At 67.9% G+C, this 12,826-nt stretch carries 16 protein-coding genes, 1 tRNA gene and 2 pseudogenes; 15 read left to right on the forward strand and 4 right to left on the reverse strand.

The annotated features are described in order from the left end of the window. Positions 1–385: 385 nt before the first annotated feature. The 3 genes and pseudogenes from CA982_RS27225 to CA982_RS27235 form a co-directional block, all read left to right on the forward strand. A pseudogene (locus CA982_RS27225) lies at positions 386–478 on the forward strand (hypothetical protein); the annotation flags it as partial. 109 nt (positions 479–587) lie between these two features. Beyond that, positions 588–893, forward strand: a complete 306-nt coding sequence (locus CA982_RS27230) for a hypothetical protein (RefSeq protein ID WP_425269102.1) — start codon at positions 588–590, stop codon at positions 891–893. 33 nt (positions 894–926) lie between these two features. Beyond that, a pseudogene (locus CA982_RS27235) lies at positions 927–1,094 on the forward strand (DUF559 domain-containing protein); the annotation flags it as partial. A 106-nt stretch (positions 1,095–1,200) separates the two neighbouring features. Here CA982_RS27235 and CA982_RS22615 read toward each other — a convergent pair. Further along, complete coding sequence (locus CA982_RS22615) at positions 1,201–2,025, reverse strand: maleylpyruvate isomerase family mycothiol-dependent enzyme (protein WP_086537427.1); 825 nt, start codon at positions 2,023–2,025, stop codon at positions 1,201–1,203. 159 nt (positions 2,026–2,184) lie between these two features. Between CA982_RS22615 and CA982_RS22620 the strand changes: the two genes are divergently transcribed. The 5 genes from CA982_RS22620 to CA982_RS22640 all read left to right on the forward strand — a co-directional run bounded on the left by CA982_RS22620 (position 2,185) and on the right by CA982_RS22640 (position 7,179). Next, positions 2,185–3,762, forward strand: a complete 1,578-nt coding sequence (locus tag CA982_RS22620; protein ID WP_086537428.1) for a serine/threonine-protein kinase — start codon at positions 2,185–2,187, stop codon at positions 3,760–3,762. Positions 3,763–3,840: 78 nt separating this feature from the next. Continuing rightward, positions 3,841–4,824, forward strand: a complete 984-nt coding sequence (locus tag CA982_RS22625; protein ID WP_086537429.1) for a helix-turn-helix transcriptional regulator — start codon at positions 3,841–3,843, stop codon at positions 4,822–4,824. A 102-nt stretch (positions 4,825–4,926) separates the two neighbouring features. Further along, a complete protein-coding gene (locus CA982_RS22630; protein WP_086537430.1) occupies positions 4,927–6,018 on the forward strand; it encodes an NAD(P)H-binding protein in 1,092 nt (363 codons plus the stop codon). Positions 6,019–6,068: 50 nt separating this feature from the next. After that, positions 6,069–6,776 carry a CPBP family intramembrane glutamic endopeptidase gene (locus tag CA982_RS22635; RefSeq protein WP_086537431.1) on the forward strand — a complete coding sequence of 236 codons (708 nt, stop codon included), beginning with the start codon at positions 6,069–6,071 and terminating at the stop codon, positions 6,774–6,776. A 331-nt stretch (positions 6,777–7,107) separates the two neighbouring features. Beyond that, a tRNA-Val gene (locus CA982_RS22640) sits at positions 7,108–7,179 on the forward strand. A gap of 56 nt (positions 7,180–7,235) precedes the next feature. Here the strand turns inward: CA982_RS22640 and CA982_RS22645 are convergent. Both CA982_RS22645 and CA982_RS22650 read right to left on the reverse strand, forming a co-directional pair. After that, on the reverse strand, positions 7,236–7,712 hold the full coding sequence (locus CA982_RS22645) for a hypothetical protein (RefSeq protein WP_086537432.1): 477 nt from the start codon (positions 7,710–7,712) through the stop codon (positions 7,236–7,238). After that, complete coding sequence (locus CA982_RS22650) at positions 7,705–8,358, reverse strand: RNA polymerase sigma factor (protein ID WP_086537433.1); 654 nt, start codon at positions 8,356–8,358, stop codon at positions 7,705–7,707. Before CA982_RS22650 ends, CA982_RS22645 begins: the two co-directional genes overlap by 8 nt. A gap of 124 nt (positions 8,359–8,482) precedes the next feature. On the opposite strand from CA982_RS22650, the gene CA982_RS22655 reads away from it, so the two are divergent. The 7 genes from CA982_RS22655 to CA982_RS22685 all read left to right on the forward strand — a co-directional run bounded on the left by CA982_RS22655 (position 8,483) and on the right by CA982_RS22685 (position 11,437). After that, positions 8,483–8,986 carry an Asp23/Gls24 family envelope stress response protein gene (locus CA982_RS22655; protein WP_086537434.1) on the forward strand — a complete coding sequence of 168 codons (504 nt, stop codon included), beginning with the start codon at positions 8,483–8,485 and terminating at the stop codon, positions 8,984–8,986. Beyond that, the gene (locus CA982_RS22660) at positions 8,986–9,324 is read left to right on the forward strand and encodes a hypothetical protein (RefSeq protein WP_086537435.1); all 339 of its coding nucleotides are present in this window, start codon (positions 8,986–8,988) and stop codon (positions 9,322–9,324) included. The genes CA982_RS22655 and CA982_RS22660 overlap by 1 nt, the downstream gene beginning before the upstream one ends. Beyond that, positions 9,321–9,500, forward strand: a complete 180-nt coding sequence (locus tag CA982_RS22665) for a hypothetical protein (protein ID WP_004022968.1) — start codon at positions 9,321–9,323, stop codon at positions 9,498–9,500. The genes CA982_RS22660 and CA982_RS22665 overlap by 4 nt, the downstream gene beginning before the upstream one ends. Next, positions 9,493–10,047 (forward strand): Asp23/Gls24 family envelope stress response protein, encoded by a 555-nt coding sequence (locus CA982_RS22670; RefSeq protein WP_086537436.1) that lies wholly within the window; start codon positions 9,493–9,495, stop codon positions 10,045–10,047. The genes CA982_RS22665 and CA982_RS22670 overlap by 8 nt, the downstream gene beginning before the upstream one ends. After that, the gene (locus CA982_RS22675) at positions 10,044–10,622 is read left to right on the forward strand and encodes an Asp23/Gls24 family envelope stress response protein (protein WP_086537437.1); all 579 of its coding nucleotides are present in this window, start codon (positions 10,044–10,046) and stop codon (positions 10,620–10,622) included. Before CA982_RS22670 ends, CA982_RS22675 begins: the two co-directional genes overlap by 4 nt. Beyond that, the gene (locus tag CA982_RS22680) at positions 10,619–11,167 is read left to right on the forward strand and encodes a hypothetical protein (RefSeq protein WP_086537438.1); all 549 of its coding nucleotides are present in this window, start codon (positions 10,619–10,621) and stop codon (positions 11,165–11,167) included. The genes CA982_RS22675 and CA982_RS22680 overlap by 4 nt, the downstream gene beginning before the upstream one ends. 72 nt (positions 11,168–11,239) lie before the next feature. Then, entirely contained in the window at positions 11,240–11,437 is a 198-nt protein-coding gene (locus CA982_RS22685) for a CsbD family protein (protein WP_010841182.1), read from the forward strand. 84 nt (positions 11,438–11,521) lie between these two features. On the opposite strand, the gene CA982_RS22690 is transcribed toward CA982_RS22685, so the two are convergent. Continuing rightward, positions 11,522–12,727: an RtcB family protein gene (locus CA982_RS22690; protein ID WP_086537439.1), complete on the reverse strand. Its 1,206-nt coding sequence runs from the start codon at positions 12,725–12,727 to the stop codon at positions 11,522–11,524. Positions 12,728–12,826: the final 99 nt, after the last annotated feature.

Genomic DNA, 12,826 nt, shown 5'->3' on the forward strand with positions numbered 1-12,826 from the left:
GTCGTTGCCCACAAAGATCATGACACTCGTTCACCTCGTCTTCGGTCGTCTCGACGATCTCGATGTGAACCTTCGGGAGATCACCCTGACGCGGCCTAATGGATCAGTGCTCACCCACACCTTCAGGGGGCACGACATCCCAGAAGCGTTCTAGCGGGTGATCCTCACCCGGCCGGGCCACGGTCTTCGTCTAGAAATCCAACACACCGTTTCAGGGTCCGGCAGTGGTCACCGACCGGGAAGGCTCACACGACCAGCATCCCCCAAAAGAGAGCCGATCCACCCCCATTAGGGTCCCGGGCTTCCGGGACAAACCGCAACCGGAACCTTCAGCCTCGCCGGCTGTTGTCACACAACGAAACCGAAACGGCCGCTGCCGCGTCCAATGCACGTGGACGACCTTCATCAACTCATCAGCAGACAGGATGGCGTGGTCTCGACGTCGCAGGCGATCGCGATCGGGGTGAGCCGATCGGCGATCAGCCGACGACGCGCCGCCGGTGAATGGGTCGCCGTTGCCCGCGCGGTCTACCTCGTCGCCGGCCATCATCGTTCGGCGCGCGCAGGCACGCATCGCCGTGCTCTCCGTGAGCGCAGACGCAGCACTCGGTGGAGTCGCCGCCGCGTGGTGGCTCGGTCTACATCCCACCGAGCCCCGAAAGCACCTCCTCTTCACAGCCTCTCGCGGAGTCCACGGGCGGTCGTCGGCGACCGCGGTGATCCGGCACCGACACCTCGACGACATCGCACTCCTCGATTCGGCTCTCCTGTCCGGCACCGTGAAACTCGGCGACCTGCAGGCAGCACACTCGCGATACCCCAGACAGCACGGATCACCGGCCCTCACCCAGTACTTGCGACTGCTCGGTGACGGTGCCCGATCGGAGGCCTAGCGAATCGTGGCCACGCTGCTTCGCAAGTCCGGCATGTCGGGCTGGACCCCGAACTCGAGCGCCGAGGGGTATGTCATCGACGTGGCTTTCACCCGGGAGAAGCTGGCTGTCGAGATCGACGGATTCGCCCATCACCGCGATGTCACGACATTTCAGCAAGATCGGACAAAGCGCAATGCGCTGATCCACGCCGGGTGGACCGTCCTGAACTTCACCTGGGCCGACATCATCGAACGCGGCGATCAGGTCGTGAGCGCGGTGCGACATGCCCCTGAACCGTTCGACCGCCCCGACGCGTCGCCGCCGATCAGATCACGTAGTTCATCCGGCTCAGGATCGCTTGTCCCAGAGCCTGATCACCGTGCAACTCCACCGCCGACGGATCGGCGTCACGCCGACCCCCGGCGAACCGCGCCAGGTTGGTCGCGTCCAGTCGGATGCGCACGTCGGCGGCATCGTCACCACCGTCGAACTCGTCGACGACGCCCGCCCGGTCGCCGACCGCGATCCGCACGGTTCGCGGGGCCACCCCGGTGACGTCGAAGAGCACGGTGCTGCCCTTGGGCGCATCGGCTCGCTTGCCGACGACGAACGGGAGCGACGCACCGATCTCGTCGAGTGCGAAGGACGCCGGCCCGGGGTCGGCGACCGCGGAACGGTCGGTGCCGTCACGCAGGTCGATCTCGTGCACCCAACAGTCGAAGATGCGGATCCGCATGAACCGGCCGTAGGTGTCGGGTCCGGCGGGCGTCATCGCCTCGGCGTCGAAGTCGCTCTGCGACATGGCTTTCAGCGCGGCGGTGCGGACCCCGATGATCTCGTCGAGGGCGGCGACGACCTCGGCACGCGGCTTCGGACGATAGTGGTCGACCCACTTCTCGTTGAGCTCGCCGATCGGATTGCGGACATGGTCGAGGGCGCTGACCGTACGGGTGGCCTCGACGTCGCGACCGTCGAGCATGCTCTCGGTTCCGACGATGTGGGCGACGATGTCGGCATTGGTCCACCCGGGGAGAACCGACGGAGCCGACCATGCGTCGTCGTCGAGCGCCCGGGCCAGCTCACCGATCACGCGCCACTGGGCGATCAGCGCCTCGGTCACGTCGTCGATCGGCAGGATCGTCGTCCCCATCGTCACTCCCTCGGGTCGGTGTCGGCGTTCGGGTTGCCGGCGGATCACTCGGATCAACCGTATCGGGGACCGTTCCACGAATCCCGGGACCCGCCGAACGAAGGACAACACGCGGGTGTCGGCTTCGGGGGACGACCACGGCCCCCTACTCTTGTCCGCGTGGCTGCAACCCTGCGCGCCGGCGACCGGCTCGGCCCCTACCTCCTCGAGGAGTTGATCGGACGGGGTGGAATGGGCGAGGTCTACCGCGCCACCGACAACCGCAAAGATCGGGTCGTCGCTCTGAAGGTGCTCGGCCCCCAGGTCCCAGACGATCCCGCCTTCCGCGACCGGTTCCATCGCGAATCACGCGTCGCCGCACGCCTCAACGATCCACACGTGATCCCGATCCACGACTGGGGTGACATCGACGGTCGCCTGTTCATCGACATGCGCCTGGTCGACGGGCGTGACCTGCGCACCCTGCTCGTCGAGGACGGGCCCCTGCCGGCCGAGCGTGCGCTGCGGATCGTCGGCCAGATCGGCGACGCTCTCGATGCGGCGCATCGTTCCGGGTTGGTTCACCGTGACGTCAAACCCGACAACATCCTCGTTGACGATCGCGACTTCGCGTACCTCGTGGATTTCGGCCTCGCACAAGCAGACACGGACACGCGGTTCACCAGCACCGGTACCGCGGTCGGCTCATTCGGCTACATGGCGCCCGAGCGGTTCGGCGACGACGTCGTGGGCCCGCCCGCAGATGTCTATGCGCTGACGTGCGTGCTCTTCGAATGCCTGTCCGGCGTACACCCGTTTGCGTCGGCGACCACCATCGAACGGTTGATCGCCGCTCACCTCACCTCCCCGCCACCGCTCCTGGGCGTGTCTGTCGACCGGGTCATTGCCCGCGGGATGGCGAAAGACCCTGCGCAGCGGCAGCATTCGTGTGCCGAACTGGTCGTCGACGCCGGCGCGGCTCTCCGCTCGGAGCCCCTCGGCGCGGCGCCGACGGTCATCCCGGCCGGACCGCCGACCGTCGTGCCCACCACGTCTTACCCGCGCGGACCGGGCGCCCCGTCCCGTCCGATCGGACCCTCTGGTCCGGGCGTGCAGTGGGATGCCACGCAGGCCGCGGCCTGGACCCCGCCACCCTGCCGTCGTTCGCCTCTCGTCCCGATCATCGTGGCCAGCGTTGTCGTCCTACTGATCGGTGCCGGAATCGTCGCCTGGGCCATCGTCGCCACCCAGCGGGACAGCCCGTTCGCGGCAGATGACACCTCAGCCCAGTCGACGGCCACCGCGACATCGGCCTCGCCGACGATGTCGACGTCGGTTGAACCCGGCAACACTTCACCACCGGGCCCGTCGGCTCGGCCAGAGCCAGCGTCACTACCCACAGCGAGTTCACCGCGCGCAGTCGTCCCGGGCGACCTCGGTCTCTCGGTGCCGATGACCCGGCCGGTGTGCGACGGCACGGGGATCGTCGTGGTCGCCAACGCGACCGCGCCCGGGAACTACCCCGACGAGGTGCAGTCCTACCTGAACCAGTATCCGGGCGCGAGTTACCTCCGAACCGACCAGTCGTGCCCGTCGCTGCGGCAGAGATACGACGACGGCAGTGCGATCTACACGGTCTACTACGTGGCGGGACCCACCCAGGATGAGGTGTGTTCCCTCAAGAGCCGCCTCGGTCCGTCGGCCTACGGCAAGTGGCTGGACACGGTCTCTGACCCGAGTGCACAGATCGCCTGCTGACCCGCGCTCGTGACCGGTCTCGGCGCTCGCGCCGAACAAGGACCGAACCTGTCCGCAACATCGGGCACGATGAGACGCATGTTGGAAACCTCCGCGCGGTTGCTGGCGCTGTTGTCGCTGCTGCAGACACGACGGGAATGGTCTGGTCGAGAGCTCGCCGAACGCCTGGACATCACCACCCGTACCGTGCGCCGCGATGTCGACAAGCTGCGCGAGCTGGGCTACCCGGTGGACGCCAACGTCGGCTCGCGCGGCGGGTACCGACTCGGCGCCGGAGCCGAGATGCCGCCGCTGCTGCTCGACGACCAGGAGGTCCTCGCGGTCGCCCTGGGGCTCGACGCGGTCACCACCGGCGCGGTCGCCGACATGGCGGAGGCGTCGGCGGGCGCATTGGCGAAGCTGCGCCAGGTCATGCCCTCGAGACTGCGCCACCGGCTCGATGCACTGCGGATCGAGGCCGTGCCCCGGACGGCGCCGGCGAGCGCCGTGTCGGCCGACCGGCTCACCGAGATCGCGACCGCATGCCACCGGAACGAGCGCCTGCGGTTCGACTACCGGCGCAACGACGGCGAGGAGAGTCGGCGCGAGATCGAGCCCTATCGGCTTGTGCGCAACGGAAATCGTTGGTATCTGGTCGGTTTCGACCTCCAGCGGATGGCCTGGCGGTCGTTTCGCGTCGACCGGATGGAGCCGAAGGTACCGACCGGCCCACGCTTCACCCCGCGCGAGCCCCCCGAGGGCGGGGCCGCGGCATTCGTGCTGCGCGGCCTGGGTTCGGTGTACCGACGGGCGACCGCGCGGGTGCGTATCCACGCGCCGCTCGACGAGGTCTCGGCGATGGTCCACGAATCGTGGGGGGCGCTCGAGTCCGGCGACGAGCACAGTTGCGAGGTCACCCTGTACAGCACGTCACTGGCATCGATCGCGCGCTGGATGTACGCGTTCGGAGCGGACTTCACCATCATCGAACCAGCGGAACTCCGAGCCGAGATGGCGTCGGCGGCGGAGTACCACGACCGTGTCGCCGAGCGGTACCGGAGAGCAGTCGACGCGCGACCGTGACCGGCGCCACATCCGTTATCGCGCCGTGACTTCGGCACCGTGTCCGTCACATGCACAGCCGTAGCCCGACCGAGTCCGCCGAATTTCTCTACCGTCGGTGTCATGCGACTTCTCATCACTGGCGCCACGGGGTACGTCGGGTCCCGATTGGTGTGCGCACTGCTCAAACAGGGACACGACGTGGTCGTCACGTCGCGGGACACCCGAAAGCTCGCCAGATTCGGTTGGTCGTCGCAGGTCACCAAGGTGGCCATGGACGCCGACGACCCGGCTTCGGTGACGAGGGCGGTGTCGGACGCGGGTCAGATCGATGCGATCTACTACCTCGTCCACGCCATCGGCCAGGCCGACTTCGCCAACGGTGACCGCGATGCGGCGCGGAACGTGGCCGAAGCCGCTCGCGACGCCGGAGTCGGTCGCATCGTCTACCTCGGCGGTTTCGTACCGTCGGACGACAAGCTGTCGACCCACCTGCAGAGCCGCGCCGACGTGGCCGAGGGACTCGTGGTCGACGGCGGGCCCGAACTGGTCTGGCTCCGTGCCGCGGTGGTCATCGGCGCCGGTTCGACGTCGTTCGAGATCATCCGGTACATGGCCGACCGGTTGCCGGTGATCCCGGAGCCCGACTGGATCACCAACGAGATGGATCCGATCTCCATCCGCGACGCGGTCCACTACCTGGCCGCGGCGTGCGATTCGTCGGTCCTGCCCGCCGGGAACTACGACATCTCCGGCCCCGACAGCGCACGCTACATCTCGATCCTGCACGAGTACGTGTCGGCGATCCGGATGCCGAGGCTGCGGCTGCCGGTCTTCGGGATCTCGACCCGGCTCGCGGGGCGGGTAGGCGGCATGCTCGTACCGGTCCCGACATCTCTCACCGAGGAGCTCGTCACCTCGCTCGACCATCCGATGACGGCGTCCGAGCACCGCATCCGCGATCTGGTCCCGCCACCGGCCGGCGGTCTGACGCCGATGCGCGAGGCCGTCCACGCCTCGGTGCGGTCGCCGTATCCGCGCTCGGTGTGCGATCTCGACGACCTGCACCACCTCGCCGACACCGATCCGGCCTGGGCCGGCGGCGATTGGCTACGTGTGAAGCGCAGCGTCGTCGAGACGATCGGGACGTCCATCGGGGTCGCGTCGAAGGTCGTCGGAGTCCTCCGGCCGCCGCGCGCCGATGTAGCGTCGTGACCGGTAACCGTTGATCGACCGATTCCTGACCGATCGAACTAGGTGGTGATGTGCTGGTGACCTCACTGGCGCGCGACCTGTACGACTCCGTCGCCGCGGACCGAGACCCCGATCCCGGCGCCCACTACGTCCGACGACGCTGGCTGGTCGGTGTCTTCCTCGTCATCGGCGCCGTCGTACTGGGCGTGTCCCTGCGGGTGGAGCCGGGAGATGCCGCCTTCTACCCGCTGACCATCGGTCTGGCAGCGGTGTGGATCGTCGGTGCGTTCGTCTCCGGACCGCTGCGACTCGGCGCCTTCAGCCCAACCCCCGCACGACCGCCCGACCGCATCGGCGCGATCGGCCTCGGCGTCGTGGTCGGTCTTGCGGTGGGCGGCGCGTTCGTGGTCGGCGGCCTGGTGGCACGGATGATCCCCGGCGTCAGCGACCTCGCCAACCAGGTGTTGGCCTTCGCCGACTTCGGCAGCCTGGCCGTGGTCACCGCGATCACCATGGTCAACGGCCTCGCCGAGGAGCTGTTCTTCCGCGGCTCGGTGTATTCGGCAGCGCGCCCGCACAATCCGATCCTCGTGTCGACGGTGATCTACGTGCTGGTCACCATGGCCAGCGGCAACGTGATGCTCGGCTTCGCCGGCGCGGTCCTCGGCACCGTCTGCGCGATCCTTCGACGCAGCACCGCCGGCGTCCTCGCACCCGCGATCACCCACGTGATCTGGGGCGCCGTGATGGTCCTGGCTCTCCCGCCCGTGTTCGCCTGACAGCCAGACCTCAACTCGACTGCCAGACTTCGATCGAAGTCTGTCGGTCGAGTTGACGTCTGCCGGTCCCCCGCCCTAGCACCCTTGAGGTGCCAGGCATCGACAATCCCAACCCATTGGGGCGCGAGGAGCGAAGGCGCCGGCCCCCTGATCCCTGAGGTGCGAAGAGCAGCAAGCACCCCTCTGATCCCTGAGGTGCGAGGAGCGATAGCGACGAGCCTCGAAGGGCCGGCGACCCGACCACTCAGCCCCCCGGTCAGACCCGGTTTGGGCGACAGGCATCGGAGCGACTAAATTCGTGTGCGCAGCGCCACGCTCGTCAGCGCGGCACGCGCGTATAGCTCAGCGGTAGAGCTCTGGTCTTACACACCAGCGGTCAGGGGTTCGAATCCCTTTGCGCGCACTCCCCCGATTCCACCGCCCCAAACCCGCCAGGCGCGGCTGAAAGCTACGAAACCTCTACCGACTCAGCCACTCTCGGGTGTAGACGTCCTGCCAGCGCACCGAGATGTTGCGGCGGGCGGCGGCGCTGCTGTCGGCCCCGAGGGTCTCGATCAGAACCCCCTCGACGATGTCGCGCACGTCGTCGGAGAGCGAGGGAAGGTCGTCGGCATAGCGGGCGATGAGGCCGACGCGCACGCCCTCGACGGTGTCGCCGGCGCCATCGACCGAGACGAAGACCGTCAGACGGCCGAGTTCGCGCCGGGTCCGGACGGCGATCAGTTGCTTGACGACGCGGTCGCTGGTCTTGATGCGGATCCCGTCGGTCGCCAGCGTTCGCGCGGGGCGCCGAATCCGCTGCAGGCTGCCCGAGATCGAGGAGATCAACCGGTCGACGTCGCTCGTGGGTTCGTCGGCGATCTGCTGCGTGGCCGCGACCAGCCAGGCGTCGGCGACGTCGGTGGTCTCGGCGTCGCGTGCGTAATTGTCAGGCACCGACCTCGCCTCCCTCCGCGTCGTCGACGATCGTCGTGGCCGTCGGTGTGGTTCTCGGTTTACCAGGGTTCCAGGGCTCCAAACGGGTCAACAGGAACTTCCGGCTGCGCTGGAGGTGACCCCGCACCGACCCGGTTGTGATGCGCAACACCTGTCCGATTTCCTCGAGGGTAAGCCCCTCGACTTCCTTGAGCCACCACGCGGCACGCGAATTGGCCGGGAGGTTGTCCAACTCGGCACGCAGGGCATCCATGAGGAGACTTCGCTCTGCCATGTCGGACGGCAGCGGTCCGGCGGCCTCGAGTTCGGCGAACCGTTCGTCGTCGAACGGTACATCGCGTCGACGTCGGTGGTAATCGACCGCTTTCCGGTGCGCGATGGTGAATATCCAGGTACGGAAGCTGCTCCGGAAGGCAAAGTCGGGCAACCCTTTCCATGCGTCGAGCAAGGTCTCCTGGGTGAGGTCCTCGGCGGTCTGCCGACCATCGACCATGCGCAGCATGTAGCGCAGCAGACCGGGTGTCACGCGCCGGACGAGCACGTCGAATGCCTCGGTGTCGCCGACCGCAGCCGCGCCCGCGAGCTCGTCATCGCCGAGCTCGAACAGGTCGAGCGCCTGTCTGTGAGCCGAATCACTGGGTCCCATGCGTGCAACTCCCCCCGTCCGTCCCGACTGACCTTACAGACGGATCGTGAACAGCCTTTGCGATAGCGCATCATCCGAACACGGTCCGTCTACGAAGAAGACACGACGACCGAAGGAGTTCGACATGTCCGCAAGCGCTACCACCACCAAGGACGCCACCAAGGACGACGCCGTCGACGCATCGCGCACCGACGCCACCGACACCGCTGCGGGCCGTGCGCTCGCCCGCCGTGATTCGACGGGCGACCGGGGACGTACCTCCATCGCCGACATCGTGGTCGCGAAGGTCGCCGGAATCGCCGCTCGTGAGATCGACGGCGTCCACGATCTGGGCGGCACCACCGAGCGTGTCGTCGGTCGGGTCCGCGACGTCCTGCCGGGCACGACGGTCAGCACCACCCAGGGCATCGAGGTCGAGGTCGGCGAGCGTCAGGCCGCCGTCGACGTCTCGATCGTGGCCGAGTACGGCGTCGCGATCCATCAACTCGCGGCAGCCATCCGACGCAACGTGATCAGCGCGATCGAGCAGATGACCGGCCTCGAGGTGACCGAGGTCAACGTGACCGTCCACGACATCGCGTTCGGCGACGACGAGCAGGAGTCGAACACCACCCCGCGGGTTCAGTGATGACGTCGGACCTCCCGGCCGCGCGGACGGACGACGGCGATTCATTGGCAGATCGCCTCGCCGCCGCCGTACTCGCGGTCCCGGGCGTGTACGACCTGCACAGTGGGCTGTTCGGAGAGATCGCCACCTATCTACCCGGGCATCGTGTCTCGGGTGTGACCCTCGCCGACGACAGCGGTGAGGTCCACATCGTGGTCGACGCCGCGCACGACCTCCAGGGCGTCGCCGCGGAGGTCCGCGACCTCGCCGAGAAACTCGCGGCGAGACCCGTCACGGTCACCGTGGCCGACATCACCGTGAGCTCGAAGCCGAGTCCGAACGAAGGGGAAGCGGAATGAACAACGCAGTCGTGGGCCTGTTCGTGGGCCTGCTCCTGGCACTGGCCGCCGTCGCAGGCGGGCTGGCGGGATTCCTGCTGGCCGTCGTGCTCGGTGCGGCGGGACTCGTGCTGGGTCTCAACCGGGACGGCGCCATCGACCTGGGCGCGCTCCTACGGAGCCGGGGTCGTGGCTGAGCAGGAGCCCGGCGGGCCCGTGTCGGGTGGCGGTCCGTCCGGGGACGATTCGCCGCCCGGGACGCTCACCATCGCCGACCGCGTCCTCGAAAAGATCGCGGCCCGAGCAGCTCTCGACATCCCGGGTGTCGTCCGCCATCGCAGCGGAGTCGGCTCGGTCCTGGGGCCGGTCGGTGAGCGGTCGGCACTACCCCACGCGACCGTCCATGCGGGCGGTACCCGGATCACGCTGTCGCTCGCCCTCGAATGGCCGTGTGCCGTCGCCGAGGTCTCCCGCCGTACACGCGATCACGTCGCCGCGGAGGTCGAGCGCCTCACCGGGGTCGTCCCGCTGCGTGTCGATGTGACGGTGTCCAAGTTCGAGCCACGGCAAGCGATCCGACGCCGGCAACGGGGGTACGTCGACCTACCGCCGGTCCGTGAGGACACGCCGCCCGACACGGCACAGGCGAACCCGCCGTCGGACGCACCGGACGCAGCAGGTCCGCCGCACCGCACCGCGGCGTTCACTCCGACCATCAGCATCGAGACGGGGGCACGACGATGACGACGCAGACCGCACTCGAACCCGATCACGCCACCGACTCCGAGCGCGTCTTTCCGCCCGCGGCCCTCCCCGGAGCCGCGATCGCCGGCGCCGCACTCGGTCTCGCATTCATCGCGTTGGGCGCGGTGGCCGTGCGCGACATCGCCGTCCGAGCGAACTGGCTCGACGGTCAGGCGTGGTCGGTCACCGCCGCCCAGTGGATCGCAGATCTGCGGTGGCAGAACTGGATGTGGCCCGCCGCCGTCGGGGCGATCGTGGTGGGACTGGTCCTGCTGTGGATCGCCGTCAAGCCGCGGCGCCGGACTCATCTCGCCCTCGCCGGCGGCGACGGCATGTGGACCCGACCCGGTGACGTCGCGCGACGGTGCAGCGCTGCGGTGTCCGACCTCCCCGGTGTGCTCGATGCCGACACGGTCGTGACCCGCCGCAAGCTGACCTGCACCGTCGGGGTGCGATCACAGGTGGCCGACCGGGCACTCATCGACAGCACCGTCGCCGCCGTCGCGGCCGACCTTCTCTCGCCGCCGCGGGTTGTGGTGCGGCTGCGCGATCGAGCACCGAGGAGCATCCGATGAATCGTCTTCCCGCAACCGCACACCGACTGTCGATCGGACTCGTCGCTCTGCTGCTCATCGCGGTCGGCGCGGCGGCCGTGGCCTGGCGGGTCGACGCCGAGCCGGTGGCCGGGTGGGTCGACCGTCTCGACGAGCGTGCCGCTCTCGATGCGGCTCAGGCGTCCTGGTGGATCTGGGTGCTGGTCGGCGTCACTGTGCTCGCCCTTGGCTGGGGTCTGCTGTTGCTGGCCACCAACATCCGGCCCCGCGCCGTCGACGATGCGCTGCTCGACGGTTCCGACCAGACCGGAACACTCACGGTCGCACCGAAACTGATGGCGAACGCCGCCGCGGAGGAGCTGGCCGGGAACCCGATGTTCCAGAAGGTGACCGCGAAGGCGATCGACGACCGGTCGCGCAGCATCATCCGGCTCGAGGTGTCGGCCGCACCGAATCGGAGCTTCGACGAGGTGACCGCGCCGGTCGCCGACACCGTCACCGCGATCCGTACCGCGTTGGGAGACTCCGGCGTACATGTCCAGGCGTTCGTCCATCTCGACCGATGACCTGGACGCGAGACCTCGACAGACGGCCTCATCAGGGGACGTCGTCGATCAATGAGATGAAGGAGAAGAAGAATGGGATTCAGCGACAAGGTCAGCAACAAGGCCGAGGACCTCTCGGGCAAGGCCAAGGAGACCGCAGGCGATGTGACCGGTGACGACCAGCTCAAGAGCGAGGGCAAGGGCGATCAGCTCTCCGCGGCCGTCAAGGACGGCGTGGAGAGCGTGAAGGACGCCGCATCGAACATCAAGGACAAGCTGTCCGGCAACTGACCCCCATCACCGGTGATCAGGGCGAATCCCGAAGGTGCTCGGCACCTTCGGGATTCGTTTCGTTCGGACGTCAGACGCGGCCGGTCACGTCCCCTTGACGTTGAGGATCTGCCGCAGGGTGTGCTCGATGTCCACGAGATCCGCGGCGTCGGCCATCACCTGATCGATGTCCTTGTAGGCGTCGGGGATCTCGTCGACCCACTCGTCACCGTGCCGGTATTCGATCCCCGTCATCCGGGCGGCGAGATCGTCGGCCGTGAAGCGCCTGCGCGCCTCGCTCCGCGAGTACCGGCGGCCGGCACCGTGCGGTGCCGAGCACAACCCGGCCGGATTACCCTTGCCCCGCACCACATAGGACCGCGTTCCCATCGAGCCGGGGATGACGCCTCGCACCCCCTCGTGAGCGTCGATCGCACCCTTCCGGGTCAGCCAGACGTCCTTGCCGGCGTGCGTTTCCCGCACGGTGTAATTGTGGTGGCAATTGATCCGGTCCACCTCGAGGGAATCCGAGCCGGCGTCGACGCCACCGGGGACGTTGTCGCCGAACCACTCGGCGAACACCGCGACGAACCGATCCATCATCTCCGCCCGGTTCTCGAGCGCGAACCGCTGAGCCCAGGACAGATCCCGAAGGTATGCCGTGAGTTCCGGGGTGCCCTGCGGCAGGTAGGCGAGATCGGCATTCGGCAACCTGATCCACCACTGGCGGCACAGCCGCTGAGCGACCTTGATGTGCTTCTGCGCGATCTTGTTGCCGACGCCGCGCGAACCCGAGTGGAGGAACAGCCACACCACGTCACGCTCGTCGAGGCACAGTTCGATGAAGTGGTTGCCGCCGCCGAGCGAGCCCAGCTGTTCCCGCCACTTCGGCGAATGCGAGAGATCCACACCGTCGTCGGTCGCCTGCTCGTCGAGCGAGTCGATGCGCGCCCGGGTGAACTCGAACCGGTTCAGACCACTGTTGTAGTTGCCGGGCGACAGCGGGATGGCATCCTCGATCCTCGTCCGCAGTCGGCCGAGGTCCATCCCGTCGATGTCCTCGGCGCGCAGACGCGTCTGCACCGCGATCATGCCGCAACCGATATCGACTCCGACAGCGGCGGGGATCACCGCTCCGGTCGTCGGGATGACCGTGCCCACCGCGGAGCCTTTTCCGAAGTGCGCGTCGGGCATCAGGGCGATGTGCGGATGTACGAACGGCATCCGGGCGGTCTCAGCCGCCTGGGTGAGGGTGTTGTCGTCCACGTGCGATGCATAGTTCAGCACCTTGGGCGACGCCTTGGTCGGCATGGGAGGTGTTCCTTTCGTGAACGCCCGGGTCAGCGGGCCCACACATCACACCGTCGAATCCTCGAGGCGGCAACCGGTTTTCTGCTCCCGATGCCGACC

The organism is Gordonia lacunae (assembly GCF_002149015.1).
In the GTDB taxonomy this organism is placed as follows: Bacteria; Actinomycetota; Actinomycetes; order Mycobacteriales; family Mycobacteriaceae; genus Gordonia; species Gordonia lacunae.